At 65.4% G+C, this 25,893-nt stretch carries 26 protein-coding genes; 18 read left to right on the forward strand and 8 right to left on the reverse strand.

The features are described 5' to 3' along the window. Positions 1 to 284: 284 nt before the first annotated feature. On the reverse strand, positions 285 to 1,082 hold the full coding sequence (locus E7Y32_RS01675; protein WP_186467022.1) for a VWA domain-containing protein: 798 nt from the start codon (positions 1,080 to 1,082) through the stop codon (positions 285 to 287). Positions 1,083 to 1,213: 131 nt separating this feature from the next. Beyond that, complete coding sequence (locus E7Y32_RS01680) at positions 1,214 to 1,492, reverse strand: hypothetical protein (RefSeq protein ID WP_146335555.1); 279 nt, start codon at positions 1,490 to 1,492, stop codon at positions 1,214 to 1,216. A gap of 437 nt (positions 1,493 to 1,929) precedes the next feature. Between E7Y32_RS01680 and E7Y32_RS01685 the strand changes: the two genes are divergently transcribed. From E7Y32_RS01685 to E7Y32_RS01760, 16 genes are all read left to right on the forward strand, one after another. Then, positions 1,930 to 2,985: a DUF475 domain-containing protein gene (locus tag E7Y32_RS01685; protein WP_261382505.1), complete on the forward strand. Its 1,056-nt coding sequence runs from the start codon at positions 1,930 to 1,932 to the stop codon at positions 2,983 to 2,985. Positions 2,986 to 3,078: 93 nt separating this feature from the next. Then, positions 3,079 to 3,633, forward strand: a complete 555-nt coding sequence (locus tag E7Y32_RS01690) for a TerD family protein (protein ID WP_315897979.1) — start codon at positions 3,079 to 3,081, stop codon at positions 3,631 to 3,633. 65 nt (positions 3,634 to 3,698) lie between these two features. After that, the gene (locus tag E7Y32_RS01695; protein ID WP_146335560.1) at positions 3,699 to 4,280 is read left to right on the forward strand and encodes a TerD family protein; all 582 of its coding nucleotides are present in this window, start codon (positions 3,699 to 3,701) and stop codon (positions 4,278 to 4,280) included. A gap of 67 nt (positions 4,281 to 4,347) precedes the next feature. Next, positions 4,348 to 4,929 carry a TerD family protein gene (locus E7Y32_RS01700; RefSeq protein ID WP_146335561.1) on the forward strand — a complete coding sequence of 194 codons (582 nt, stop codon included), beginning with the start codon at positions 4,348 to 4,350 and terminating at the stop codon, positions 4,927 to 4,929. Between the two features lie 31 nt (positions 4,930 to 4,960). Further along, entirely contained in the window at positions 4,961 to 6,157 is a 1,197-nt protein-coding gene (locus tag E7Y32_RS01705; RefSeq protein ID WP_146335562.1) for a toxic anion resistance protein, read from the forward strand. 34 nt (positions 6,158 to 6,191) lie between these two features. Continuing rightward, positions 6,192 to 6,710, forward strand: coding sequence for a hypothetical protein (locus E7Y32_RS01710; protein WP_146335563.1), 519 nt, complete (start codon positions 6,192 to 6,194; stop codon positions 6,708 to 6,710). Between the two features lie 8 nt (positions 6,711 to 6,718). Continuing rightward, on the forward strand, positions 6,719 to 7,261 hold the full coding sequence (locus E7Y32_RS01715) for a TerD family protein (RefSeq protein ID WP_261382591.1): 543 nt from the start codon (positions 6,719 to 6,721) through the stop codon (positions 7,259 to 7,261). A gap of 206 nt (positions 7,262 to 7,467) precedes the next feature. Beyond that, entirely contained in the window at positions 7,468 to 8,088 is a 621-nt protein-coding gene (locus tag E7Y32_RS01720) for a hypothetical protein (RefSeq protein WP_146335565.1), read from the forward strand. Positions 8,089 to 8,123: 35 nt separating this feature from the next. Continuing rightward, complete coding sequence (locus E7Y32_RS01725) at positions 8,124 to 9,305, forward strand: HpcH/HpaI aldolase/citrate lyase family protein (protein WP_146335566.1); 1,182 nt, start codon at positions 8,124 to 8,126, stop codon at positions 9,303 to 9,305. A 62-nt stretch (positions 9,306 to 9,367) separates the two neighbouring features. After that, positions 9,368 to 11,914, forward strand: coding sequence for a phosphoribosyltransferase (locus E7Y32_RS01730; RefSeq protein WP_261382506.1), 2,547 nt, complete (start codon positions 9,368 to 9,370; stop codon positions 11,912 to 11,914). Next, entirely contained in the window at positions 11,911 to 12,804 is an 894-nt protein-coding gene (locus E7Y32_RS01735; RefSeq protein ID WP_222433451.1) for an HAD family hydrolase, read from the forward strand. Before E7Y32_RS01730 ends, E7Y32_RS01735 begins: the two co-directional genes overlap by 4 nt. 93 nt (positions 12,805 to 12,897) lie before the next feature. Next, positions 12,898 to 14,283 (forward strand): DUF1524 domain-containing protein, encoded by a 1,386-nt coding sequence (locus E7Y32_RS01740; RefSeq protein ID WP_261382507.1) that lies wholly within the window; start codon positions 12,898 to 12,900, stop codon positions 14,281 to 14,283. Between the two features lie 32 nt (positions 14,284 to 14,315). After that, entirely contained in the window at positions 14,316 to 14,936 is a 621-nt protein-coding gene (locus tag E7Y32_RS01745) for an alpha-amylase family glycosyl hydrolase (RefSeq protein ID WP_261382508.1), read from the forward strand. A 149-nt stretch (positions 14,937 to 15,085) separates the two neighbouring features. Further along, positions 15,086 to 15,466: an STAS/SEC14 domain-containing protein gene (locus tag E7Y32_RS01750; RefSeq protein ID WP_146335568.1), complete on the forward strand. Its 381-nt coding sequence runs from the start codon at positions 15,086 to 15,088 to the stop codon at positions 15,464 to 15,466. A gap of 75 nt (positions 15,467 to 15,541) precedes the next feature. Next, positions 15,542 to 17,080 (forward strand): bifunctional diguanylate cyclase/phosphodiesterase, encoded by a 1,539-nt coding sequence (locus E7Y32_RS01755; RefSeq protein WP_146335569.1) that lies wholly within the window; start codon positions 15,542 to 15,544, stop codon positions 17,078 to 17,080. Positions 17,081 to 17,089: 9 nt separating this feature from the next. Then, on the forward strand, positions 17,090 to 17,887 hold the full coding sequence (locus E7Y32_RS01760; protein WP_146335570.1) for a class I SAM-dependent methyltransferase: 798 nt from the start codon (positions 17,090 to 17,092) through the stop codon (positions 17,885 to 17,887). Positions 17,888 to 17,980: 93 nt separating this feature from the next. On the opposite strand, the gene E7Y32_RS01765 is transcribed toward E7Y32_RS01760, so the two are convergent. Beyond that, complete coding sequence (locus tag E7Y32_RS01765; RefSeq protein ID WP_146335571.1) at positions 17,981 to 18,361, reverse strand: VOC family protein; 381 nt, start codon at positions 18,359 to 18,361, stop codon at positions 17,981 to 17,983. Between the two features lie 255 nt (positions 18,362 to 18,616). Between E7Y32_RS01765 and E7Y32_RS01770 the strand changes: the two genes are divergently transcribed. Further along, positions 18,617 to 19,201 carry a histidine phosphatase family protein gene (locus E7Y32_RS01770; protein ID WP_146335572.1) on the forward strand — a complete coding sequence of 195 codons (585 nt, stop codon included), beginning with the start codon at positions 18,617 to 18,619 and terminating at the stop codon, positions 19,199 to 19,201. 15 nt (positions 19,202 to 19,216) lie between these two features. Here the strand turns inward: E7Y32_RS01770 and E7Y32_RS01775 are convergent, their stop codons facing one another. The 4 genes from E7Y32_RS01775 to E7Y32_RS01790 all read right to left on the reverse strand — a co-directional run bounded on the left by E7Y32_RS01775 (position 19,217) and on the right by E7Y32_RS01790 (position 23,627). Continuing rightward, a complete protein-coding gene (locus E7Y32_RS01775; protein WP_146335573.1) occupies positions 19,217 to 21,115 on the reverse strand; it encodes an FAD-binding monooxygenase in 1,899 nt (632 codons plus the stop codon). A 222-nt stretch (positions 21,116 to 21,337) separates the two neighbouring features. After that, a complete protein-coding gene (locus tag E7Y32_RS01780; RefSeq protein WP_146335574.1) occupies positions 21,338 to 22,702 on the reverse strand; it encodes an MFS transporter in 1,365 nt (454 codons plus the stop codon). A gap of 93 nt (positions 22,703 to 22,795) precedes the next feature. Next, positions 22,796 to 23,116, reverse strand: coding sequence for a GYD domain-containing protein (locus tag E7Y32_RS01785; RefSeq protein ID WP_146335575.1), 321 nt, complete (start codon positions 23,114 to 23,116; stop codon positions 22,796 to 22,798). A 175-nt stretch (positions 23,117 to 23,291) separates the two neighbouring features. Further along, positions 23,292 to 23,627, reverse strand: coding sequence for a cupin domain-containing protein (locus E7Y32_RS01790; protein ID WP_146335576.1), 336 nt, complete (start codon positions 23,625 to 23,627; stop codon positions 23,292 to 23,294). A 275-nt stretch (positions 23,628 to 23,902) separates the two neighbouring features. On the opposite strand from E7Y32_RS01790, the gene E7Y32_RS01795 reads away from it, so the two are divergent. Further along, positions 23,903 to 25,549 carry an ATP-dependent DNA helicase RecQ gene (locus tag E7Y32_RS01795; protein ID WP_146335577.1) on the forward strand — a complete coding sequence of 549 codons (1,647 nt, stop codon included), beginning with the start codon at positions 23,903 to 23,905 and terminating at the stop codon, positions 25,547 to 25,549. Here the strand turns inward: E7Y32_RS01795 and E7Y32_RS01800 are convergent. After that, positions 25,524 to 25,841, reverse strand: coding sequence for an acylphosphatase (locus tag E7Y32_RS01800; RefSeq protein ID WP_146335578.1), 318 nt, complete (start codon positions 25,839 to 25,841; stop codon positions 25,524 to 25,526). The genes E7Y32_RS01795 and E7Y32_RS01800 overlap by 26 nt on opposite strands. Between the last annotated feature and the right edge of the window lie 52 nt (positions 25,842 to 25,893).

Genomic DNA, 25,893 nt, shown 5'->3' on the forward strand with positions numbered 1-25,893 from the left:
TCGATTCCCCCATGAGAATCAGACGGCGTGGGGCGCAATGTCCGATCTTTCGTCTTCACGAGGAATTCGCATGTGGTCAATGCCCTCTGAAGCCAATCTGCGCCGCTAGGCCCTGCTAAACGCCGGACAGGAGCGGCCTCCCTATATGTAAGAGGGAAGGGCGACGCCCTCTGGTTGCACAGCGGCTGAGCGGTTAGGCACGAGGGCCGTCAACGTAGCCTGCGGAACGTCGACGGCCCTCCATCTCTGCCCGGGAGCTCGACCCCGGGTGGGCCCCGGGGGTGTTACTGGATGAGGTTCTTGCTGCGGGCTTCTTTGAGCCAGTCCGGGAACTCCGTCAGCATCTTCTTGAACAGGTCCGCGTCGCTGATGGCGTCGACATCGCCAACGGGCTCATAGTTGGCGTTGTCCACGAACCGGTCCGTGAGCGTATCCAGCTTCTCCAGAAAGAGCATCGATTGCCTGCCGATGGAAAGGAACTTCCAGAAGATGGGCGCAGTCGACACTTCGGTCAAAGCACGGACCGCCTTCGACTGGTTGTCCGGCGCGCCATCGGTCAAGAACAACACGTACACAGGGATGTCTGCGGGCAGAGTCGACGGCTTAGCGGCCGGGACAGTTGGCGTGGGCTGCGCCTTGCCAAGGCCGAAGAACCCCCTCCTCTGCGGTGCGGCCGGAGTGGCGCCTCCTGCCGGAGCGAACCCGAAATGCTTTCGGATCGTCAGGAACGCGTCAGCGTAATTCGTGCCGCCCATGCTCCGGCCTTTGGTCAGGCGGTCTACGGACCCGGCAAAGTCATCAATGCTGATCTCGCCCAAATATGCCGCCGTGGAATCGAAGACGAAGAAATCGATGGCTCCGTCGTCATCGAACTGGGTTGCCAGTGCCAGCGCCTTTTCGACCAGGCGCTGCATAGCCCCCGAACGGTAGACCCTGCTCATGGAACCTGAGAAGTCCAGTGCCAAGGCGACCTTGGCCTTCTGCCCATTTAGCCCGGAGTGATCGACGGCCTGCGAAGCGGTCTTGGCCAGTGAAAGCAGGCCCGGGGCCTGTTCGCCGATCTTGTCGAGGGAAAGTGCCATGTTTTGAGTCCTTTTCGATGAGTTTCTGTGATTCTTGCCTGCGTTGGGGGATGCGTACCTGCGGCATGCGCGGCCTTCCCGCATCTCCTCGCGGTACTGCTGACCGGGACTGCCGTTAGCGGAATGTGGTCTTAACGGCTGGTGACCAGTGAGTGAGCGGCCACGATCCTTGCCGCCTCACTGTCAGCCCGCGCAAAGCGGATGACGGCGCGGACGCACCCGTAGAGCCCGAACACGATCGCGCCCCAGAAGACTACGTAGCCGCCTCCTGATTTCGAGGCGGATGTGAGGGTGCCCAAGCTAACAATGAGCCCTGCAAGGAAAATCGCTCCGTTGATCAGAAGTGAATTTCGTGCTTTCCGTCGAATCATGGCGGTTACTTCCTGTACCGCCACGCTAAATTCAGTCATCCTGTCCCCCATTGGTTCATTCATTCGCCGCCTGCAGCGTTCTTTCGACAAGATAGCCTATGGTCAACCCTCTGGCTGCGCTCTTGACGTGAAGATTATTGATTGCGTGCGTCATGTCGCCACCGAGGCAGGGGCGGCCCCGCACAGTTGCGGTGGCTTCGCAGGCACCCGCACCAACGTGAACAGCGAGCAATGCCAATGGATTCGTCACGCACTTGGGACGCGGACGATCACAATCGGGAAACGCAGTGCCGTCGCAGGACAAAGTGTCCGTGCCTGCCTATATGCTGTTGCCACGAAGTCTTGGGGGATAACTTCCGGGACGTTTTCTGCCGTCCTGTCGGCGCTGCTCGGCTAGGACCCTTCGTTTCGGGAGTTGTTCCAGCGTGTTCCTCAAGACATTCGGGTGGTCGTTTGCGGTCACCGCCATCGCGTTGGTGGTCGCATTTCTTTACGGCGGACCCCAAGCACTGATCCTTTGCCTCATCCTGGGCATCCTTGAAATCAGCCTCAGCTTCGACAATGCCGTGGTCAATGCTCGAATCCTCGAGCGGATGAACCCGTTCTGGCAGAAGATGTTCCTCAGCGTGGGCATCATCATCGCCGTCTTCGGGATGCGCATCCTCTTCCCTCTTCTGATTGTGGGAGTCACCGCCAACCTGAACCCAATCGAAGCCGTGAGCCTGGCAATGGAGAAGGGCGACCCGCACACCCCGGGCAGCTACGGATACCTGCTGCACGAAGCCCACCCGCAGATTGCGGCGTTCGGTGGGATGTTCCTGCTGATGCTGTTCCTGGACTTCATCTTGGCTCACCGCGACATTAAATGGATCAAGTTCCTCGAGATCCCACTCGCCCGTTTGGGCAAACTCGAAGGTGCATCGTTGATCATCGGAATGGCTGCCCTGGCCATCGCGGGGGCTGTTGCTGGTGAGAAGCAGGGCATCGTCCTGCTGTCAGGCCTACTCGGCATGATTACGTACTTCCTCGTGAACGGCCTCGGGAATCTCTTCGACGTCGACGAAGACGGCGACGTCGACGCAGCGGACGCCGATCTTGTCGTTCACTCGGGCCCCTCCGGTGCCGCTCAGGTGGCGGGCAAGGCTGCCCTCATGCTCTTCCTGTACCTGGAGGTCATCGATGCCTCCTTCTCCTTCGACGGTGTCATCGGGGCCTTCGCCATCACCTCCGACCCCATCATCATCGCCCTCGGACTCGGGTTCATCGGCGCCATGTTCGTGCGCTCCCTGACGGTGTTCTTGGTCCGCCAGGGCACGCTCGACGAGTTCGAATACCTGGACCACGGCGCACACTGGGCCATCGGCGCGCTGGCCGTCATCCTGCTGGTCACGATCGTGGTCCCCGTCAACGAAATCATCACGGGCCTCATCGGCGTCGTCTTTATCGGTGCCGCGTTTATCGGCTCGGTGCGTCGCAACAAGAGGGCTCTTGTCGCCGAGCAGACGCAATCCCTTGAGCCTGCTAACAACTAAGTCCCGGGCGCCACAGACGCCAAGTACACAGACACCACTAGGAAAGCGAGTAATTCAATGGGTTTGAGTTTGCAAAAGGGCCAGTCTCTGTCATTGACGAAACAGAACGGCGATTCGATGACGAACGTCCGTCTGGGCCTCGGCTGGGACTCCGCGGTTCCCGCAAAAAAGGGCTTCTTCGGCGGCACCAAGACAGTGGAGATCGACCTGGACGCGTCGGCCATCCTGTTTGACGCCCAGGGCCAGCACCTCGACACGGTGTTCTTCAACCAGCTCACCAGCAAAGACGGTTCCATCCGACACACCGGAGACAACCTGACAGGCGAAGGCGAGGGCGACGACGAAACCCTCATGGTTGACCTGCCGAACGTGTCACCGGCCGTCGCGCACATCGTATTCGTCATCACCAGCTACAGCCAGCAGACGTTCGACATGGTCCAGAACGCGTTTTGCCGCGTGATCGATGACTCCGTGGCAGGCAGCCCGGAAGTCGCCCGCTACGACCTCACCGAATCGGGACGGTACACGGCAATGGTCATGTCCAAGCTTTCGCGAAACGGGAACATCTGGAACTTCCAGGCCATCGGCGCGCCGGCCCATGGACGAACACCCGGCGATGTCCGCGGCGCCGCTGCCGCGGCCCTTTAGCCTGATCGAAACAGCGCTCCTCAGCGCAACTCAACACACACACACCGAATTTTAAGGAGTACCTCTTGTCTAGCCTCACTCTTAGCAAGGGCAGCAACCTCTCGTTGACCAAAGCCGATCCCGGGCTCCGCAAGGCCATGGTCGGCTTGGGTTGGGATCCGCGAAGCACTGCCGGCGAACAGTTCGACCTCGACGCCTCGGCACTCTTGGTCCGTGCCGACGGCAAGGTGCGTTCCAACGACGACTTCATCTTCTACAACCAGTTGTCCTCCAAGGACGGCTCAATCGTGCACCAGGGCGACAACCGCACGGGTGAAGGCGAAGGCGACGACGAGCAAATCCTGATCGACCTCGACGCCGTCGCCGCCGACATCGCGAAGATCGTCATCGTAGTGTCGATTGACCAGGCAGAAGCGCGGCGCCAGAACTTCGGCCAGGTGCGCGATGCATTCTGCCGGGTCGTGAACCAGGAGTCGGACAACGAGGTTGTCCGCTATGACCTCACAGAGGATGCCGCAGCGGAAACGTGCATGATTTTCGCCGAGATCTATCGGAACGGCGGCGAGTGGAAGTTCCGCGCTGTGGGGCAGGGATACGCCTCTGGCCTCCGCGGCGTGGCCACGGACTTCGGCATCGTCCTGGACTAGGTCCGAGTGGGCCCGGCGCCGCCGGCCCGCGGACCCCATTTAGCTCATTGATTAAGGAGAACAACCCATGGCTGGACTGACGCTTACCAAAGGCAGCAACCTCTCGCTCACGAAAACCGATCCGGGACTGAGCAAGGTTCTCGTGGGGCTGGGCTGGGATCCCCGCACCACCACGGGTGATGCCTTTGACCTGGACGCCTCGGCACTCCTGCTGGGCGCCGACGGGAAGGTCCGCAGCTCCGCGGACTTCATCTTCTACAACCAGCCGGCGGCCGCCGACGGTTCGGTGGTCCACAAGGGCGACAACCGCTCCGGCGAGGGGGACGGTGATGACGAAGTGATCGCCGTCGAGCTCTCGGCCGTCGGTGCCGACGTTGAACGGATCGTCTTTGTTGTTTCGATCGACCAGGCAGACGCCCGCCGGCAGAACTTCGGCCAGGTGCGCTCCGCCTACTGCCGCGTCGTTAACCAGGAAAGCGATGCCGAGGTGGTCCGCTACGACCTGAGCGAAGATGCCGCGCCGGAGACCTGCATGATCTTCTCTGAGCTCTACCGCTACAACGGCGAGTGGAAGTTCAAAGCCGTCGGCCAGGGATACGCCACGGGCCTCGCCGGCATCGCCGCCGACTTCGGCGTTCACCTCGGCTAAGCCCCGAGACCACAGAAAGAGAGACGCAACAATGAGCATGCAACTCACACCGCCTGAGACGTCGGCCGCGAACCCGCTCGTACTGAACGCACCGGAGGCTCCCGGCATCGTCAAGGAAGACGACGCCCCGGGAATGGTGCCGGTCCCGGCCGAACGCCAGCAGGAAATCAACGCCCAGGCACGTGCCTTCGTTGGCGAAATCGCGTCGATGAGTCCGTTTAGCCCCGAGTACACGAGCAAGATCGACGGCATCAACCGGCTTGGCGGCCAGCAGCTCGTGGCCTCCGCCAACACTTCGAGCCGGCTCCTGGAGCGGTCGTCGACCTCGCTGGCCGGGGCCAAGAAGTCCGGCAGCAGCGCCCAGGTGCAGGTTGCCTCTACGCTTGGTGAGCTCCGATCCACCGTTGAAGACCTGACACCGAACAACGCCGATTTGGGCGTGGGCCGGAAGATCCTCGGGATCATCCCCGGTGGCAACAAGCTCGCCAAGTATTTTCAGCGATACGAGAGTGCGCAGACCCAGCTCGACAAGATCATCAAGTCCCTGATGGCGGGACAGGACGCGCTGCTCAAGGACAACGCCTCGCTTGCCCAGGAAAAGACCCAGCTGTGGGAGACCATGCAGGGCCTGAGCGAATACGCGGTTTTTGCCAAGGCCCTGGACACGGCTACGGCTAACAGGATCGACGAGATGAAGATGCAGGGCCAGATCGAAGAGTCGAGCAAACTCGAATCTGACGTGCTGTATCCGATCCGCCAGCGCCACCAGGACATCCTGACCCAGCTGGCCGTCTCGGTTCAGGGATATCTCGCCATCGACATGATCCGCAAGAACAACACCGAGCTCATCAAGGGCGTGGAACGTGCCCGTACGACGACGATCTCCGCACTGCGGACCGCCGTCATCGTGGCCCAGGCGCTGGCGAACCAGAAGATGGTGCTCGACCAGATCGACGCCATCAACACAACGACGAACAATATGATCCTCAAGACAAGCGAAATGCTCAAGGATCAGACCGCACGGATCCACCAGCAGGCCGCAAGCTCCGGGGTCAGCGTCGAGACGTTGCAGCGTGCCTTCGACAACGTCTTCCAGACGATGGATGCCATCGACACCTTCCGTTCCCAGGCAAACAAGAGCATGGAAGGCACCGTGCATGCCCTCGAAACCGGGCTGGAGCGGGCCCGACCGTACCTGGACAGGGTGCGGCAGCAGGAGGGGAATTAGTGGCCGCCTGTCCTAAGCAATAGGCTTACGGGCTATGGTCGCAAATTTCTTGGGCTCGTTATTCGGCGGCGGAGCGGCACCCCGCTCCGCCGCCGTCGCGGGGGCCGCTCCTACGGCAGACGATTCGGCCGGGGACGAACTGACAATCACCGGCGCCGCGCTCGAAGAGCTACGTCGGACAGTATTGACCAACGGGGCCAAGCTGCCCCCGCTCGTAGTGTCACAGGTGCTCCAGATTACGGACATCTTGCGCTCCCTCATCGGCTACATCCGCCAGTCGGGAGCTTCAACCGAGCAGGGCGTCCTGCTGGAGGCCGTCGTCACCGACTACCTGCCGTCGCCGTTGCATGCCTACCTGAGGCTGGGCTCGGCATCACGGACGGACGGTTCCACTGACACGACTGTCTTGCTGGAGCAGCTTGACGTGCTCCATTCCACCGTCCGGAACCTGGACAACCAGGTCCGCACGGGTGCCATAACGGAGTTGGCAGTCCACGGTCAATTCCTCCGGGACAAATTTGATATCGATGGTCTTCACTTGGAAGGACACTAGTGGCTTCAATGGTTGCGGGCAGCAACGCCGCCCTCACAGCTGAGAACCCTGGGCTGGAAAAAGTACTACTGGGGATCGGCTGGGACGTTATCCCGAGCCGTGGTCCGCAAGCCGAGCTAGTGCCCATGGTGATCATGTGCGGCAAGGATGGCCGTGCCCTTTCGGATGACCACCTCGTCTTTTTCAACCAGATCGCAAGCCCCGATGGCAGTATTTCCTTCGCCGGGTCCGAGGACCAGGAACAGATCGACGTCGACCTGAACCGCGTGCCGGAGTCCGTAAGTAAGATCGCGGTCCTGCTCTACGTAGATCCGGATGTGCGGGGGCCCGGCACCTTCGCGCCCGTCAAAAACGCGTATCTGCGGGTCGCGACCGACTCTAACCGGGAGCTTCTTCGTTTCACGGTGCCCCGGGGGAACCTCGACAAGATCAACGCCATGATCCTGGGTGAGCTCTACCGCCACGCGGGAGGCTGGAAGTTCCGTGCCCTCGGCCAGGGTTATGAGAATGGGCTCGCAGCCGTCGCCGCCGACTTCAAGTTGAAACTCTAACTATGGCCGTGATCAGAACGGCCGTGCGGACCGACATCGGATACCTTAGCCGGCGCCGGAAAACCGTGACGGAGCCCGGGCCCACGCAACCGACTGTGCGGAGCATTGTCCCCTCTGCCGCCCCCCGTCCAATCCCATCCACCGGACTGACGCTCGGCGCTGGCCCCTCCACAGCCCCGTCCAGCGGACCCACGGTCGTCCCGGGCATGGTATCGGCCGCCGGGCTGACACTCGCCGACCCGGCGGCCGCACGGCCGGGCACCACCGACGTGGCCGCAACAACCCGCCCCCGGCCTGCCCCGACTGCGTCGGAACGGCTGTTCCCGGCACCCGGCTTCGGCAGCCTCCGCGAACTGGACGCAGAGAGTCCGGTTGTTCGGCTCAACCCGCGCCAGTCCGCGATCGGCTCACTTTTAGTTGCGGGGGTTCGTTCCGCAGCCTGGGAGGATGAACAGTTATCCGCTGGCGCGCAACAGTCGGACGGGCTGACGGCCGGGACCGTCGTCCTTACTCCCGGAAACCGGCCTCTTGTCGGGGTCCAGGACGGCGCCGGCATCGTTTCCCTGCGACACGTCCGGCTACTGCGCCGCGCGCTGTTCGTCGCCGGGGAGATGCCGCTGACGGTCGGAGTTAATGACGGCGCGGCTGCCGCCGTCGCCGCGCGCAGCGAAACGGGCTTGCGGAGCGTTCTGTATGTCGCGAGGATTGGCTCGGTCCTCGAGCTCCGCGCCGAGTTCGTGCCCGCGGATGGCCTGGACGCAGCCATCTGGGCTATGTTCGGCTTCACCATGACCACTCCACTGGACCAACGGGTCCTCCTGCGCTGATCCGCAAGCGCATACTTGCAAACCACCGGGGGACAATGCAGCACTTCCAAGCCCTTGCCGAATCCGTTAAGGATCGGCTCTTCCACAAGCGCCCTGAACACCTTCACCGCACCTCAAAACCCGGTCTTCTGGCCGTCGCGCTTGGGGCCACCCTCTACTCGCCGGCCACGAGAAGCTCCCTGGCGCACGGAATCCGGAAGCAGGCCGCGGCGGGCTGCCTCAGCGTTGTCATCTGCCTCGAGGACGCCGTCCCCGACGGGGAGGTGCCCGCCGCCGAGGAGAACCTGCTCGCCGCCTTGACCGACTTGGCTCTGGACGAACCGGATGAGCTCCCGCTGATCTTCATCCGCTGCCGCACTGCCGAACAGTTGCTCGACATTGGCCGGCGGGCCGGCGCCGCCCTCAGGGTGGTCTACGGTTTCGTCTTGCCCAAGTTTGAGAACGAGACAGGACGCGGACGCACTTTTCTGAAGGCACTGCAGCTGTTGAATGAAGAAGCCGGACGCACCGGGGCGCCGCAGGAGCAGGCCCTGATGGCCATGCCGATCATCGAGGACCTGTCCACTACCCACTTGGAGTCACGCGTCCGGGTACTGACGGACAATCTCGCCTTGGTCGAAGAGTTCCGCGATCTGGTGCTCTGTGTCCGAATCGGTGCGACCGACATGTCCAGTGCCTTTGGTCTGCGGCGTTCCCGCGACCTAACCATCTACAACGTGAAGGTCGTGGCTAACATCATTGGAGATGTCGTCAACATCTTCGGCCGCCCGAATGACGGCTGGGTCATCTCCGGCCCAGTCTGGGAACATTTCGTCAACACTGAACGGGTTCTGCGGCCCCAACTGCGGTCTACGCCGTTCGAGGCCGTCAACGAGGGCGAGCTCCGTCAGCGCATCCTGATGGAAAACCTGGACGGCCTGATCCGCGAGATCGAGCTGGACCTGGCCAACGGGCTGCTGGGCAAGACGGTCATCCATCCCACCCATGTCCCGGTGGTGCATGCCATGTGCGTGGTAAGTCACGAGGAATACCTTGACGCCGTTGACATAGCTGGGGACGCACGGGGCGGGGTGAAGGCGTCGTCCTACGGAAACAAGATGAACGAGCTGAAGCCTCACCGCGCTTGGGCGGAGCGCACGCTGCTGCGGGCCCGGGCCTTCGGGGTTGCGAGACCCGGAGTCAACTTTGTCGAACTACTGGAAGCGAACATGCGGTGACGCAACTCTCCACGGATGCCTCTTGGAGCGGCAGCTACGTAACCGATGCGCTCGGCGTCGACGTGACCTCAGACCCAGGCACCGGCGTGCTGCCGGTCAAGGAACTGGTCGGATTGGCGCTGCGGCGCAATCCGAAGCGGGCCCACCTCCTGGTCTCGCGGGTTCTCGCCAAGCATGTCCCCACCGAACCCGGGGTCGTAACGTCAGCGGGCCGGTTGCTGGGACTCCTGGTGCAACGCGAACTCCAGCTCCCAGCCGAGACCGGATCGCTGACTGCCGTCATTGACGAGGCCGCCGACAGACTGGGTCGGCTGCTGGATCCTGCAGCACCGACGAACACCGGGGCTGTGCCCGACGGCGACGAACGGTCCCACCGGATGAGCGCCGTGACTGCCCTGGGCAATCTGCTCGCCGGACAGCAAGTGGAAAGTCCCGATGTCGTGACCATCGGCTACGCGGAAACTGCCACCGCTCTGGGCCAGCTGGTGGCCGGACAACTGGGCACGTATTACATCCATTCCACCCGACAGGGAAGCTGCGGGGTTGAGCCTTACGGTGCCTTCGAGGAAGCCCACTCACACGCAACTTCCCATCAGTTGCTGCCAACCAGCCGCGCCGCCCTGAACCAGGCCGGGACCGTGGTCCTGGTGGATGACGAGCTCAGCACCGGCGCGACAATCATCAACACCATCCGCGAACTGCACGGCACCGCTCCGCACCGCCACTACATCGTGGCCTCCTTGGTGGACCTGCGCACTCCTGCAGACCGGGACCGCCTCGGTGAGCTGGCACGCGAGCTTGGCACCCGGGTCAGCGCCGTGGCGCTGGCACAGGGAAGCATCGAGTTGCCGGAGAATCTTGCAGCGGACGCGGCGAAGCTGATCGGCACTCTTCCTCTCCCGCCCAAAACAGCCCCCGGCCCGGACCAGGTCCAAGTGCTGGACCTCAACGGCGTCGTGCCGCCAATCCGCAGCGCCCGCTTTGGCATTGCCGACCGGCCGGATCCGGAACAGGCCGCGCGCATCGCCGACCACCTTTCGGCAGCCCTCAGCAGCAGCCCCGGTGCCGGGCGCCGGGTGCTGGTCCTGGCCACGGAGGAATTTATGGCGCTGCCGTTGGCGGTGGCTACCAGGCTCCAGGAACTGCGCCCCCAAGCAGACATCCGCTATTCCACCAGCACCCGCTCACCGATCGCCGCGCTGGATGAACCGGGCTACGCGATCCGTTCCGCCATTGCGTTTGACAGCGCCGGCGACTCGGCAGATGGTCCCGGGCCGCGGTTTGCTTACAATTTCACGCACCCAGAGGGACGCTTCGATACGGTGCTCCTCATGGCGGAACCCGGTGCCGCGGTTGCCGGGCTTTTGGGGCCCGGCAAGATTGCCGAGGCCGTTGCAGGGGCCGCCGACGATGTCCGGCTCGTCCTCGTGCCCGCCCAGCCACCATTCCCGACGCCGCTGCTCGGCCCTGCTTTTGGTTCCTATGGGACCGACGATGTGCAGTGGCTCGTGAAGGATCTGAGTTCTGCGCAGCTGGAAGCCCCGAAGGAAGAGCGGGAAGCCGCGATCCAGTCCGGCAAGGTCAGCTACGCCGAATCGTTGCCGCAAGAGTTCGAACCCTCTCCCGAATACAGCGCACTGTTCCAGTCCGCGCTGCAGAGCACGGCTGTCCGAATCGCGCACGCCGTCGGAACGCTCACCGAGCAGGTCCTCAAGCTGCGCGGCAATGCGCCCGTTCTGGTGTCTCTCGCCCGCGCCGGGACCCCCGTCGGCATCCTGATGAGGCGCTGGGCGTGGGAAGTCCACGGACTGGAGCTTCCGCACTATGCCATCAGCATCGTGCGCGGTCTCGGCATCGACCAGACTGCTCTCGGCTATCTCGCCTCCCGGCACCGTCCGGAGGACATCATGTTCGTGGACGGCTGGACCGGCAAGGGAGCGATCGCGCGCGAACTCGCCGCCGCCGTCGACCTCTTCCGAAGGACCGATGGGCCTGCGTTCCGGCCGGACCTTGCCGTCCTCGCGGATCCCGGACACTGCGTCCGGATTTTCGGCACCCGCGACGACTATCTTGTTCCTTCGGCATGCCTTAACTCGACCGTCTCCGGCCTAGTCTCACGCACCGTCTTCAACAAGGCGCTGATCGGGCCCGGGGATTTCCATGGGGCCAAGTTTTACTCGGAGCTCTCCGGCAGCGACGTCTCCAACGACTTCCTGGCCGCCGTCACGGCCCGGTTTGCCGAGGTCCGCGACGACGTCACGCAAGCCGCCGCCCACGCCCCGTCGGATATTTTGGCGTTGCCGGAAGCAGACTGGTCCGGATGGGCCGCCGTCGAAGACATCAGCCGCAGCTACGGCATCAACAACGTGAACTTGGTCAAACCGGGTGTCGGCGAGACCACCAGGGTCCTGCTCCGCCGCGTGCCGTGGAAGGTGCTGGTGCGCCCGGAGGCCGTGCCCGAGCTCGCCCACGTGCTGCACTTGGCCGAACAGCGCGGCGTTGAGGTGCTTGAAGTTCCTGGCCTGGCGTACAGCTGCGTCGGACTGATTCACCCTGTCCACACACCGGGAGCGACCGGCGCAGATGGCAAGGCTGTGGCCGACGTATGAGCGGTCGTTCAAGCGCCGCCCCTGTCATGGTGGCCAGCGACCTGGACCGTACCTTGATCTACTCGGCGAACTCGATGTCACTCGTAGGTAGTGACCATCTGGCGCCCCGCATGGTGGTCGCCGAAGTTTATGACGCAGCACCGCTCTCCTTCATGACCCGGGCTGCGGAAGGGCTGCTGGAGTGGGTCGCGGAGCAGAGCGTCTTCGTGCCCGTCACCACCCGCACCCAGGCCCAGTTCTCCCGTGTGCAACTACCAAGAGCAGGGCAGGGATACGCCGTGACCACCAACGGGGCCGTCCTACTGCACGATGGCGAACCGGATGCCGACTGGTCACGGCACATGCAACGGTCATTGGGATCGGTTTGCGCGCCGCTGGACGTCGTGCTGGGCCATCTCACCGGCAGTGCGGCACACCCCGCAATTCTGAGGATCCGGACAGCCGAGGACTGCTTCATCTATGGAATCGTCGACCGTGACGCGCTGACCGACGCTTATCTGGAAGAGCTCGGCGCTTGGTGCGATGCCCGCGGTTGGACAACGTCCTTGCAGGGGCGAAAGCTTTACTGCGTCCCGGTCCCTATTACCAAGGAAGCCGCCGTAGCTGAGGTCCGGCGGCGAACCGGCGCTGGACTGCTCGTTGCTGCCGGTGACTCCCGGCTGGATGCGGGCATCTTGGAGCTGGCGGACGTCGCCATCCGCCCGGCGCATGGCGAACTCGAAAGCGACGGATTCTCCCGGCCAAACCTGACCGTCACGTCGACGTCGGGCGTGCTGGCAGGCGAAGAGATAGCGCGGTTCTTTCGCGATATCCTGACGGGAACGGGAAATTCCACCAGTATTATTGCGAGCCGCGAAACGTCACCGGCAATGCACACGCTGGGAAATTGAGGCGTGACCGTATACTCCCTATGACGCCGAGAACCGTCATTGGTCTGGCCCCCAGCGAGGTCGCTGATGGGCCGAAATACATGGGGAACACAAATGAAGAGCAACCGACGCCTGAATGGCAAGCCGGATTCGTACTACGCGATGAAGCCGCGGAACCCTAAAATCTCAACATTCATTGTCGGAGCTCTGGCGTTGGGTGCCATCGCGCTAGGCGCGGGCAGCAGCGGAATCGGCGGCGCCATGGTCTTGCTCGCCATATTGGCTGCGATTACGGGTCTTTACGTTTTGGTCACAGGCCGCCGCTCGTGGGCAAGGTTGCCAGGCGGCCGGAAAGTCGGAGGCATCGTGCTCGCTGGCGCACTGGTGCTGTTCATTGTCGGCGGAATTTCATTGCCTCCCCGATCGGCGGAAAGCATTGCCGCCCAGGCGGCGTCGGAGAACGCGAAGCGGGCAGCAGAAGAAGCATCCCGCGCCGCGGCCGCCCCCTCCGAGGCTCCCTCTGCCGTTCCTTCGCCGACCCCGTCGCCGGCAAACACCGGCAAACCACTTGACCCAGAGACGGTCACGGGACTCGCCAAGGGCGTTAGTTATAAGGCGCCGAAGAGCCAACCCGCCTACGCAACGAAGGCAATCGATCTGCTCGGCCGGCTCTCGATTCAGGACACGGTTTCAGCGAGAGTCCAAGATGCCCCTGCTATGTTCGGTGCGGCCTGGGCAGACACTGATGGGAATGGTTGCGACACCCGGAACGACGTCCTCAAAAGAGACCTGTCGGACGTCGTCTTCACAGACGGAAAACACTGCAAGGTCGAACGCGGCACCCTTGCTGACCCTTATACGGCGACAACTATCCACTTTCAAAGGGGACCCGAAACCAGCAGCGCGGTTCAGATCGACCACGTAGTCGCGCTGGGCGACGCTTTGTTGAAAGGTGCCCAGAAACTCACAGAAGCGCAGCGCATAGCTTTTGCCAATGATCCTTTGAATCTTCGGGCCACGGACGGACCGACCAATATCCAAAAGGGCGAAAGCGACGCTGCGACATGGCTGCCACCGAACAAGAGCTACCGCTGCGAGTACGTCGCGCGCCAGATCTCCGTCAAAGCGACTTACGACCTCTGGGTGACGCGGGCCGAACACGATGCCATGGCTGGCGTCCTCGCAGATTGTGCAAGCCAACTCGTGCCGACGAATGAGAAGGAAACTGTAGTCGTCGCGGTGGCCGAGCCGAAAGAGGAGCAGTCTGCCGCCGCAGTAGTCGCCGTGCCTGAGCCCGCGGCGCCAGCGCCCTACGTTCCACCGGCACCGGTCTACGTTGCGCCCGCCCCTGCGCCTTACGTGCCGCCGGCGCCGGTTGCCACGTATTACGCCAGCTGCGCGGATGTGAAGAATGCTGGTGCGGCTCCGCTGTATGCCGGGCAGCCCGGCTACAGCTTCAAACTGGACCGCGATCGCGACGGCATCGCCTGCGAAAAGTAGCTCCCCTCGCGGACTGACTGCCGACGTGGGCGTTGGAGAACCACGACATTGTCCGGTCGGCGACGCGCTTTGGCGGCGGGGAGCTTGGCGCCATGCGGGCACGGGCCGCGCTGGTGGCGCTGCTGGGGCTGCCCGGCCCGGCGTACCTCTACCAGGGCCAGGAGCTCGGGCTGCCCGAAGTCGATGTCCCGCTCGAGTCCCGGGTGGATCCCATGTGGGCCCGCGGCGGCGTCTGCCGCGACGGCGCCCGGATCCCGCTGCCGTGGACTGCGGATGCGGCGGCGGCCCATGGGTTCTCGCTGACTGAAGAGGCGGCGCAGCCGTGGCTGCCGGTCCCCGTCGGCTGGGGCCAGCACGCCGTCGAACTCCAGGATCGAGACTCCGATTCGGTCCTGAACCTGACCAGGGCTGCCCTGGCGCTGCGCCGGACGCTGTGGAGCGACGGGGTCTTCACCGCGGACGACGGCGGCACCTGGCGGGTCGAGGACGGCGGCCTGCTGGTCTGCCAACGGAGCGAGAACTTCCTGGTCGCCGTCGCGATGGGGTCCGAGCCGGCCCGGCTCCCGGCGGGCACGGTGCTGCTCAGCGCCGAACCGCTCGCCGAGGACGGCTGGCTGCAGCCGAACAACGCCGCGTGGGTGCAGCAGGACTGAGGGGCTTGTGAGCACCTCCGGGCGACCGGCGAGCCCGAAACCCGCCGCCGCAGAATCGCCGGGGAATACTATTGGTTCGGTGCGCCCGACAACCGGGCGGTACCGTTGAGAGGTTGCTGAAAGGTTCGGCGGCCGATTCAGGAGGCGAAGTGGTCGCAGCACCCGAGACCGTGGACGGCGGAAAAGGAAGCGTCGAACTCGGCGACGACGGCGTCGTCCACCTGAAGTGGCTGTCGGGGATCACCATCGAGGTCGAGGATGCCCGGGCCGCCATGGCGAAAGTCAACGACCTCTGCCAAGGCGTGCCGCACCCGATGCTGGTGGACATGGCCGCGGTTGCTTCGGTCAGCCGGGAGGCCAGGGGTATCTGGTCTATTCCCTGCGACGCCTCCCGCATTGCCCTCCTGGGACGCTCCCCGGTGGACCGAGTCCTCGCTAACTTTTTTCTCGGCGTCCATATCCCTCCCTGCCCCACCCGGTTCTTCACGTCCCGCAGCGATGCGACGGACTGGCTCAATGACGACCGGTAGGTGCCGTGTTCTGCCCTGCGGCGGACGATCCGAGGCGGACAAAGCACCACTGGAACAACACTCGGATCGGCGCGCGTGAGCCCAGCAGAAGGCGCTGAGGATCCCCGCCTCGAACAACTAGTCGACGGCATTGTCCGGCTGGCTGCCGGGGAGCTGAACGCACGCATCGAGCCCTCGGATCAGAGGGACGCCATCGACGCAGTCATTACCGGCGTCAATCTCCTGGCCGAGGAGCTGGGGCACATTTACACGGATCTGGAGGAACGCGTCGCCGCCCGCACTGCCATGCTGCGTCGAACGCAGGTGAAGCTGGAACACATGGCCAAAACGGATGCCCTGACCGGTCTGGCCAACAGAACCTTGCTCAACGAACGGATCCAGGACGCCATCCGGACCGAGACGGAGAACGGAAACGCCCCCGCCGTGCTCATCCTGGACCTGGACTCCTTCAAAGCCGTCAACGACACCTTGGGCCACAGCGCCGGAGACGCCGTGCTGGTGGAGGTTTCCCGTCGCCTGCGCTCCGTCGTCCGGGCCACGGACACTGTTGCCCGCCTCGGCGGAGATGAATTCGCAGCCCTCATCACCGGGGCGAGCGCAGACGAGGTCATGCTCATTGCGCACCGGGCGTGCGAAGCCCTGCAGGACCGGGTGGACATCGGACCGGAAACGGTCTGGACCACCGCCAGCATCGGAATCTGCCTCCGTGGTCCAGGATATTCGGCAGAGGAATTAATGCGTGACGCCGATATTGCCATGTATCACGCCAAGGCCCGAGGCCGGAACACTGTCCAGCTTTTCCACCCCGAGATGCTCAATGCGGTCCAGGAACGTGCCCGGATCACCGCCGAACTGCGGACGGCTGCGGCCAGCGGGCAGCTGGCGTTGTACTACCAGCCTGTGGTCGAGCTGGCATCCGGCCGGGTCGCCGGCGTCGAAGCCCTCGTCCGGTGGCACCACCCCGTGCACGGAACAATCATGCCTGACAGCTTCATTGGCATCGCGGAAGAGACCGGCCTGATCCTGGACCTGGGACGGTGGGTCCTGCGCGAGGGGATCGCCCAGCTGGGCCGATGGAAACGCGAGGCCCCCCAGCTGGCCGATTTCCGCCTGCACATCAACCTCTCCGCCGCCGAACTTCTGCGCAGCGATCTGCTCGATGACCTCAACGAAACCCTGGCCAGGAACGACATTGAACCCTCGCGCCTCGTGCTGGAGATTACCGAAAGCGTCTTGATGTCCCGCAGGACCGGGGAACAGCAGGTACTCGAGAAGATCCGGGCCCTCGGCGTCGGACTCCAAATTGACGACTTCGGCACCGGCTATTCATCTATCAGCTATCTCCGGGAACTTCCGGCTGACACGGTCAAAGTGGACCACTCGTTGATAAAGAACCTCGAGACTGACCCACGGCAACAGAAATTTGTCTCCGCTATCCTGCAGCTGATCTCGGCAGCCGAACTTGAGGCGATCGTCGAAGGCATTGAAACCGCCGAGCAGGCCGAGCGGCTGCAAGCCATGGGCTGCCTCTACGGGCAAGGCTACTACTATGGCCGCCCGGTGCCGGCCGCGGAAATTCCCAATCGCGTCAACGGCGCTGGGCCCCGGCGGTAAAGTATGTCCATGTCTAAACTATGGGACCGGATGCGGCTTGTCCCAACAGTTGTGCGCCTCGCCTCCCATGCCCCACGGAACCCCCACGCCGCGTGGGAAAGGTACTGGAGCGGCATTCAAACCACCGGCCACGACGGCGAAGTGCTCTGGGACTCCGACTCGCCGGCCGAACGCAACCAGTACACGGACCTGGTCCTGGCGCACTTCGATCCGACCCTCCCCGTCATCGACATTGGCTGCGGCAACGGCACCTACACCCGATGGCTTGCCTCCCTGTTTCCCAAGGTTCACGGAATCGACGTCTCGGCCGGCGCCGTGGCGAGGGCTACACGGGAAGCCCGGGACATTCCGAATTGTTCCTTTTCCGTCTTGGACGGCGCCACGGCGGGTGCCGGGGAGATCCTCCTGCAGCAGCTGGGACCCGCGAACGTCTTTGTGCGCGGTGTCTTTCACGTCTTGAAACCAGCCAAGCAGGCCTCGCTGGCGGCAAACTTGAGAACCATCGTCGGAAGCACCGGACGCGTGTTCCTGGCAGAAACAAACTTCCCGGGAAACAGCCTCGACTACCTCGCGGGACTCGGCGCAACGAGTGACCACATGCCCAGTCAGCTGCAACGCGCCCTGGAACACCTGCCCCGCCCGGGGCGCTTCGGCGCCCGCGAACGGAGCCGCGTCTTCCCTGCCGCGGACTGGCGCGTCCTCGCGGACGGACCGGTCAACATCGACGTCGTCCCCATGGTCCAGGCAGGACACCCGCAGGCGGTGCCGGGCTACTTCGCCCTCCTGGCCGGTGCCAACGCCGAATAGGATGCGACCCCCGGCGGGATGGGCACCGCTGCGGGTGAAGCTGCCTGCTAGGCATCGCGTCCACCGGTCAGCGCCGGGGCGGGTGGAGCCTCCCTACGACCGCTGGGCGATATTGATGATGTTGCCCTCGCTGTCGAGGAACCAGGCGGCCTTCCCCCAGGACGCGGTGGCGACGCCGTTTTCCGTCTTCAGGCCGGGAAAGTCGTAATCCTCAAAGACGACGCCGCGGCCCCGCAGCTCCGCCATCTCGGCTTCGAGGTTGTCCGATTCCCAGCCCATCTGGGTGTTCTTGGCCGTCCCGGCATTATCTGTCTGGTACAGCAGGAAGCGGGTTCCCTGGCCGCAGGTATACATGTAGCTTCCCTCCTCCATGGATTCGGAGGGCTCGATGCCGAGTTTGTCCCGGTAGAAATCCTTGGCCCGATTGATGTCCTTCGCGGGCAGGACGGCCATGATGTTTGAATCCCCGAGCATGATGATTCCCCTTAATGCGTCTATGACTGCAGCGATGGCGTGGTTCCCCGATTTCGGTCCCGGACACGTTGTCTGGAGCCCGTGACCGTCCCTCGCGCCGAACCGGGACGGCCACCTGGGACTCCTCAACGCCGAGCCACCCATCACCAACGCGAGGTGTCCCCGATGCTTATGGGGCCATTATGGACCGATCCGGTCCCGCGGAGAATGGGCAGCGATTCCGGGTCCGGGCCCCGTCACCGGCACAATGGACGAATGCCCCTGACAACCTTTGCCCTCGTCCGCCATGGCCAGACCGACTGGAATGCGCAGCGCCGACTGCAGGGTTCCACCGACATACCGCTGAACGACGTCGGCCGCGGCCAGGCGCGCGACGCCGTCTCGGGCCTGGCAGAGTACGAGTGGGACGCTATTGTGTCTTCGCCACTAAGCCGGGCCGCGGAGACCGCTGAGCTGATCGCCGCCGGGCTGGGGCTGCACGTGGCCCGGCTTATTCCGGAGCTCACCGAACGCTCCTTCGGGCCGGCCGAGGGTCTGCACGACGGTCCCGAGCTGGATCTTCTGCGCATCCCCGGAGGCTTCCGCGGCGCCGAGAGCGAGGACGACGCCGCGGACCGCGGGCTCGGCGCACTGGAAGCACTCGCGGAAGAGTTCCGCGGCGGCCGCGTCCTGGTGGTCGCCCACGGCTCGCTGCTCCGCATGAGCCTCAGCCGGGTGGTAGGCCGCCCGCTGCAGAGCATCGACAATGCCGCGTTGAACCTGGCCCACCATCACGACGTCGACGGCTGGCAGCTCGAATACCTCAACGGCGAGCGGCTCCCGGCCGAGGTCGGCGTCTGAGCCTAGAGTCTCCGGCTACGGCCGCCCGGGCACCCGCTCCCCCAGCAACGGCGCGAAGAACGCGGCGAGCTCCGCCGTCGCCGTCAACGGCAAAACGGTGGCCACGTACTGGTCCGGGCGGACCACCACCACCACGCCGCCGCGGTCCAGGCCGCGCGATTCGAAGATGTCGGCGCGCGGATCCGCGGCGTAGACCTTCTCGAGGTAGGTCAGCTGGAACGGGCCCACGGCAGGCTTGAACACGGCCGGGACCGCACTGATGTCCACGCTGGTGTGCTCCTGCTGGTAGATGACCCGGAGGTCGAACCACGCGTCACGGTCCAGGCCCTCGGGGGTGGCGGCGAGCGGCGAGTCCGGCGCCGTCGCCAGCCAGTCGGCCAGGTTCGTGGTGGGCGACGACGCGCCGGCCGCTGCCCCGTCCGCGAAGACGTAGATCCGCCACCGGCCGTCCGCCGTGGCCTGGTGGCCAAGGTGCAGCGGATTGGTGTCACAGACCCGCACCACGGGAGCGGACTTGAACCGCTTGCCGATGGGGAAGCCGGTGGCCAGCTCCTGGTGCTCCGGCACGCCAATGAGCATGGACGGGGCGTACTGGGTCATGAAGCCGGCGGGGAACTCGGCGGTGCTGACGTAGAAGTCTTCGAGCTGGGAGGGGCTGTCGAATTCCTCCGGCTTCTTGGCCATCAGCGTCGACCATTCCTTGTCGAAATCGATCAGGTTCTTCGCGACCACCTGGCGTTCGGCGGAGTAGGTGGCGAGCAGGCTCTCCGGGCTGCGGCCCTCCAGCACGTGCCCGAGCTTCCAGCCGATGTTGAAGCCGTCCTGCATGGAGACGTTCATGCCCTGGCCGGCCTTGGCGCTGTGGGTGTGGCAGGCGTCGCCGGTGATGAACACCCGCGGAGTGCGGGTGCCGCGCTCCTCCGGGCGGACGTCGTCGAACCGGTCGGTCAGGCGGTGGCCCACCTCGTAGACGCTGTGCCAGGCGACGTTGCGGACGTCGAGGGTGTAGGGGTGGATGATGGCGTTGGCCTTGGCAATGATCTGCTCGATGCTAGTGCTGCGCACCGCGCCGGCGTCGGTCTCCGGGACCACACCCAGGTCCACGTACATCCGGAAGAGGTGGCCGCCTTCGCGCGGGATAAGCAGGATGCTGCCGCCTGCGCCCGAGGTGATGGCACACTTGGTCCGGATGTCCGGGAAGTCGGTGTTGGCGAGCACGTCCATCACGCCCCACGCGTGGTTAGCCTTATCGCCGGCCATGGTGCAGCCGATCGAATCCCGCACCTTGCTCCGGGCGCCGTCCGCGCCCACGACGTATTTGGCGCGGACGGTGCGTTCGGCGCCGGCGTCGGGACCGGCGGTGTGCGCCAGCGTCACGGTGACGGGGTACTCCCCCTCGCCGACTTCCAGGGCCTTGTATTCGTAGCCGTAGTCCGGCGTCATCCGGGTGGGGGCGTTGGCCATGACCTCGGCGAAGTAGTCCAGGACGCGGGCCTGGTTGACGATCAGGTGCGGGAACTCGCTGATGCCGGCGGGGTCGTCGAGGGTGCGGGCGGCGCGGACAATGCGGGATGGATCTTTGGGGTCCGGCTTCCAGAAGGCCATCTCGGTGATGCGGTACGCCTCGGCGATGATCCGCTCGGCGAAGCCGAAGGCCTGGAACGTCTCCACGCTGCGGGCCTGGATGCCGTCCGCCTGGCCGATCGCAAGCCGACCAGGCCGGCGCTCCACGATCCTCGTGGTGACGCCGGCGAACTGGGAGAGTTGCGCCGCCGCGACCATGCCGGCGGGGCCGGTGCCCACAATGAGGACGTCGACGACGTCGGGAAGTTCCGCGGGCCGGTCAAGGCCGACGCCGGCGGCCGGCTGAACCCGCGGGTCCCCGGAGACGTAACCGTGGTGGTGGAAATGCACGGGCTGTCCTCACTTCTTTGTAGGGCTGGCTGCAGCCTGAATGTTCGATAATAGAACTTCCTGTTCTATTATCGAACCACTGCTTTGACTATAGGCGCCGCGTGAGCGTGCGAGCAACTTTTTTGTGGCTCCGCTCACACTGGACCCGGCGTTTCCACTGAGTCAAGGCGTCTCGGCCTCAGGGAACCACGGCGCCGAGGCGTCAGCACCAGGGACGCGGCCCTACGCCGTGCGGCGCTCCCGCCACAGCAGAGACACCACAAACACCACCGCGCCAAGGCCCAGCATGACCAGGACCATCAGGCCCCAGTTCGACTGGGTTACCCCGGTGCCGTAGAAGATGCCGATTAGGACGGTCGCGGTGATCGCGCCCAGGTAGCGGCAGGTCTGGAAGATCCCGGCGGCCACCCCGCGTTCCTCCAGCCGGGTGGACAGGTACATGCCCTGGCTCGAGGCGATGCTGACCACGCAATACGGCACACCCAGCAGGGCCGTCATGGCCAGTACCAGCGGGGCGGCCAGCGACGCGGTCAGCAGCCACATGGTGCCCGACGCCCCGATCAGCAGCACGACGCCGGCGATCAGCACCCGCCGCACCCCGAACCGGTCGATGGCGCGGACCGCGAAGGGTGTCCCGACCACGGAGATGGCGGCAAGCGGCAGCATCAGCAGGCCCACGATGCCCGGGTCGTAGCCGCCGGCGGTCTGCAAGAGCTGCGGCAGGCCGAAGAACGCGAAGTAGTAGACGCCGTTGAACAGCGCAAAGCCCAGGTACACCAGCAGCAGCGGCCGGTTGCGGCCCAGCAGCCGCAGGTCCAGGAAGGGCGGGCTGAAGTGCAGCTCCCGCACCGCGAACAGCGCCGCCAGCAGCAGCCCCGCGCCGAGCAGCCACCACCGGTAGGCCGGCAGCACGTTCAGCAGCGCCATCATCACCAGCACCAGCGCGCCGATGAACGCGCCGATGCCCGGCAGGTCCGAATCCCGCAGCAGTTCGGACACCCGGCCGCGTTCGCGCCCGCCGTCCGCCGGGGCGAACCGCCGGACCACAAAGATGGCCACCAGCGCGAGCGGGACGTTGATCAGGAACAGCGCCTCCCAGCCCACCAGGCTCACCAGCAGCCCGCCCACCACCGGCCCGACGGCGGCCGCCGAGGTGTTCGCCATCTGGATCCTGCCCAGGGGGCGGGTGGATTTCACATTCGCCTGCCGCGCCAGCGCCGCCACCATCACCACGGCGCTGGGATACGCCGTCGCCGTCCCGAGGGCCATAAACGCCCGCGCCACACAGAGCAGCGCGAAGTTCGGCGCAAACGGGGCCAGCGCACACGTCACGGCCACCAGCGCCATGCCGAGCAGGAACAGCCGGCGCGGGCCGAAGCGGTCCGCGAGCCGCCCCATCAGCGGCTGGCCCGCGGCGGAGGTGAGGTAGAAGGACGTGACCACCCAGGTGACCGTGGCGACGTCGAGCGCGAAATCCGCGCGCAAGACCACCAGCGCGACGGCGATCATCGAGGAGTTCAGCGGGTTCAGCGACGTGCCGAGGCTGAGTCCTGCGATGGCGACGCCGGTCCGGGGAGAGTTGCTCACGGCAACAGTCTGTCCTACTGCGGCGGCCGGGATCGAACCCACGGCCAGCTCCGGGCGGGTTTGCCGCGTCACACGGCGCAGGCTTAGGGCCCCCTACTGCCCCGGCGCGCGGTACGACGGCGTCTTCTTGACCGCCTCGTCGATGTCCTCGACCGACATCAACGGCTTCAGGCGCACACTCACGTTGCCGGTGGAATTGATCATCAGCGAGAGGGCTGCGGCGTCGGCGTCGCTTGGGGCCTCGAGGACGCCCAGGACGTCGGTGTCCCCGAAGGCGTAGTAGAAGCACTCGAGCGTTCCGCCGACGGACTTGAGTGCGTCCACCAGGGCGTCGCGGCGCTTGCTGCCGCCCTCGCGCATGAGTCCCTTGATTCCTTCGCCCAGGTAATTGGCTTCAAACAGATATTTGCTCATGGTTTTTCCTGTCCCGTGATTCCAGGACGCAGGCATCCGGGGGTGGGCATGGCACCCCCATGAGGGAGGATCCTGGAGCCGGTCCCCGGATTGGGGCCGCCGAGCCACAGCGTAGGCCCACTCCGGCGCACTGACAACAGCCTCCGGAAAGTCCGGTGGGCGCGCAGCCCATGCCTCAGCCCTTGGCCTTCGCCACCGTCATCAAAATCGCGGAGTCTTCTTCCGCTACCAGGCTGTGCAACCCTTCCGGCACGATCAGCAGGTCGCCGGTTTTCCCCTGCCAGGATTCGTTTCCGGCCTGCAGCCTGACGCAGCCCCGGAGCACAAACACCGTCGCCTCCCCAGGGTTCTGGTGCTCGCTCAACTGGGTCCCCGCTTTGAAGGCCATTACCGTCTGGCGGAGCACCTTTTCGTGGCCGCCGTAGACGGTGTCGGCGGCCCGTCCGCTGCCGGCCGCGAGCGCCGCGGCAACCTGCTGGCGGGCCAAAGCGTCGATCGATATCTTCTGCATGCGCGCCACCCTACCCACCGCCAAGAGCCCTGCCGAGGGCCATTTGTCCCGGCCGTCCGACGCGTTTCTTGTGACCCGCACCTGCGTCTAGGCTGAACCCAGGTTCCGGCGTCACCTGCCGCCGCCTCCCGTCCGCGAAAGGAAGCCGCCCTATTAGCGAGGCTACCGTCCCGGCCCCGGAAGCACCCGTCGACGCACCCGACGACGGTGCGCTCCGCGGGCTCGCCGCCGCCGCCTTCGGCCTGCCCGAACTCCGCGACGGGCAGTTGGCCGGCATGGCTGCGCTCGCCGCCGGGCGGGACGTCCTCGCGGTGATGCCCACCGGCTATGGGAAGTCGGCGTTGTACCAGGTGCCCGCGCTGCTCCTGCACCGGCAGCGCAAGGGAGCCACCGTCGTCGTTTCCCCGCTGATCTCGCTGCAGGAGGACCAGCTGGACGGACTGGCGGGCGCCCTCGGCCCGGGCCACGCCGTCGCCGTCAATTCCTCGCACAGCGCCGCCGAACAGGAGCGCGCCTGGCAGGCGGCGGAGCGCGGGGAGGCCGTCTTCCTGTTCCTAGCCCCGGAACAGCTGGCGAAGGCCAGCACGGTGGAGCGGCTCGCGGCCCTCACCATCGCCTTGTTTGTGGTGGACGAGGCGCACTGCGTCTCCACCTGGGGCCACGACTTCCGGCCCGACTACCTCCGGCTCGGCGAGGTCCGCGAACGCCTGGGCCATCCGACGACGGCGGCGCTCACCGCCACCGCCGCTCCCCCGGTCCGCGAGGAAATCCTGGACCGCCTGCGCCTGAAGGATCCGCTGGTCCTGGTCCGGGGCTTCGACCGCCCCAACATCGGCCTCGATGTCGTGCGGCATCATGAGGACAAGGAGAAGCGCCGCGCGGTGGTGCGGCGGGCAGCCAAGTTGGTCAGCGAACTGCACGGCCCGGGCCTGGTCTACGCCGCCAAACGCAAGGACACGGAGAAATACGCCGCGAAGCTTGCGCAGAAGGGACTGCGTGCCGCCGCGTACCACGCGGGCCGAACACCGGCGGAGCGGGAGGCGGTCCACCGGCAGTTCCTCGGCGGCCGACTCGACGCCGTGGTGGCCACGACCGCGTTCGGCATGGGGATCGACAAGCCGGATGTCCGGTTCGTGCTGCACGCGGACATCCCGGAGTCGCTGGACAGCTACTACCAGCAGATCGGCCGGGCCGGACGCGACGGCCTGCCCGCCCAGGCCGTGCTGCACTACCGGTCCGAGGACCTGGGCCTGCGCCGCTACTTCGCCACCCACCGCCCGGACGAGTCCGCGCTGCTGGCCGTCCTCGCTGTCCTGCGCGACGCCGGCGGTTCCGTGCCGCCACCGGCGCTCGCTGCGGCCACGGGCTACCCGAAGCGCCGGCTCACGGGGCTGCTCAACGAGCTGCAGGACACCGGCGGCGTGACCCCGGCGGACGGCGGGGTGCGCCTGGAGCCCGGCGCCAATCCTGCCCAGCTGGTGGCACGCGCCGTCGCCCTCGCGGCGGCGCGGGAACGCGTGGGCAAGTCCCGCATCGCCATGATGCGCAGCTATGCCGAGACGCACCGCTGCCGGCGCCAGTTCCTGCTGGGCTACTTCGGCGAGGACCTACCCGAGCCTTGCGGGAACTGCGACAACTGCCGGGACGGGTCGGCGTCCCGGACGCACGACGCCGTCACTGCCGCGGCAGCGTCGGCCGGCGCGGCCCCGGCTGATGCCGAGGCGTTCCCGCTGAACTCCGCGGTGGAACATGCCCTCTGGGGCCCAGGCCTGGTGATGCGGCACGACGACGGGCTGATCACGGTGCTGTTCGAGCGCGAGGGCTATAAGACCCTGTCCCGCAAGGCGGTGCTGGCGAGCGGGCTGCTCACGCCGGCGGCGGGGGCCCGAACCGCAGTCAGTAGACCACCCGGAAGTTGCTGAACGCTCCGGTGGCGGGGCTCATCCGTTCCTCCACGTGCTCCACCCGCCCGGGCGCATCCGGCGAGCGCAACCAGCTCCGGAACTGCAGCACCACCGCCTGCGGGCCCTCCACAACGACGGCGACCGAACCGTCGTCGTTGTTCCTGACCGTGCCGCATAGGGCGAGTTCCTCGGCCTTTCGCACCGTCCAATACCGGAAGCCGACGGCCTGGACCATGCCCTCCACCCGTGCCGTGAGCCGGACGGCGGTACCGGCGTCCGCAGCTCCGGACGCGCTAGCGAATTCAGCCATGCCTCCAATGTAGTCCCGGCCCGGGGCCGCCCACATCCGGGACTTTCGCCCC

Origin of the sequence: Arthrobacter sp. UKPF54-2, from assembly GCF_007858535.1 — a bacterium.
GTDB lineage: Bacteria > Actinomycetota > Actinomycetes > Actinomycetales > Micrococcaceae > Arthrobacter.

Bases quoted from the DNA above. Each gene is read 5' to 3' on its own strand.
- E7Y32_RS01675 (WP_186467022.1), bottom strand. From the start codon at position 1,082: ATGGCACTTTCCCTCGACAAGATCGGCGAACAGGCCCCGGGCCTGCTT.
- E7Y32_RS01680 (WP_146335555.1), bottom strand. From the start codon at position 1,492: ATGACTGAATTTAGCGTGGCGGTACAGGAAGTAACCGCCATGATTCGA.
- E7Y32_RS01700 (WP_146335561.1), top strand. From the start codon at position 4,348: ATGGCTGGACTGACGCTTACCAAAGGCAGCAACCTCTCGCTCACGAAA.
- E7Y32_RS01705 (WP_146335562.1), top strand. From the start codon at position 4,961: ATGAGCATGCAACTCACACCGCCTGAGACGTCGGCCGCGAACCCGCTC.
- E7Y32_RS01710 (WP_146335563.1), top strand. From the start codon at position 6,192: ATGGTCGCAAATTTCTTGGGCTCGTTATTCGGCGGCGGAGCGGCACCC.
- E7Y32_RS01715 (WP_261382591.1), top strand. From the start codon at position 6,719: ATGGTTGCGGGCAGCAACGCCGCCCTCACAGCTGAGAACCCTGGGCTG.
- E7Y32_RS01720 (WP_146335565.1), top strand. From the start codon at position 7,468: ATGGTATCGGCCGCCGGGCTGACACTCGCCGACCCGGCGGCCGCACGG.
- E7Y32_RS01725 (WP_146335566.1), top strand. From the start codon at position 8,124: ATGCAGCACTTCCAAGCCCTTGCCGAATCCGTTAAGGATCGGCTCTTC.
- E7Y32_RS01735 (WP_222433451.1), top strand. From the start codon at position 11,911: ATGAGCGGTCGTTCAAGCGCCGCCCCTGTCATGGTGGCCAGCGACCTG.
- E7Y32_RS01740 (WP_261382507.1), top strand. From the start codon at position 12,898: ATGAAGAGCAACCGACGCCTGAATGGCAAGCCGGATTCGTACTACGCG.
- E7Y32_RS01760 (WP_146335570.1), top strand. From the start codon at position 17,090: ATGTCTAAACTATGGGACCGGATGCGGCTTGTCCCAACAGTTGTGCGC.
- E7Y32_RS01765 (WP_146335571.1), bottom strand. From the start codon at position 18,361: ATGCTCGGGGATTCAAACATCATGGCCGTCCTGCCCGCGAAGGACATC.
- E7Y32_RS01770 (WP_146335572.1), top strand. From the start codon at position 18,617: ATGCCCCTGACAACCTTTGCCCTCGTCCGCCATGGCCAGACCGACTGG.
- E7Y32_RS01785 (WP_146335575.1), bottom strand. From the start codon at position 23,116: ATGAGCAAATATCTGTTTGAAGCCAATTACCTGGGCGAAGGAATCAAG.
- E7Y32_RS01790 (WP_146335576.1), bottom strand. From the start codon at position 23,627: ATGCAGAAGATATCGATCGACGCTTTGGCCCGCCAGCAGGTTGCCGCG.
- E7Y32_RS01795 (WP_146335577.1), top strand. From the start codon at position 23,903: ATGGCTGCGCTCGCCGCCGGGCGGGACGTCCTCGCGGTGATGCCCACC.
- E7Y32_RS01800 (WP_146335578.1), bottom strand. From the start codon at position 25,841: ATGGCTGAATTCGCTAGCGCGTCCGGAGCTGCGGACGCCGGTACCGCC.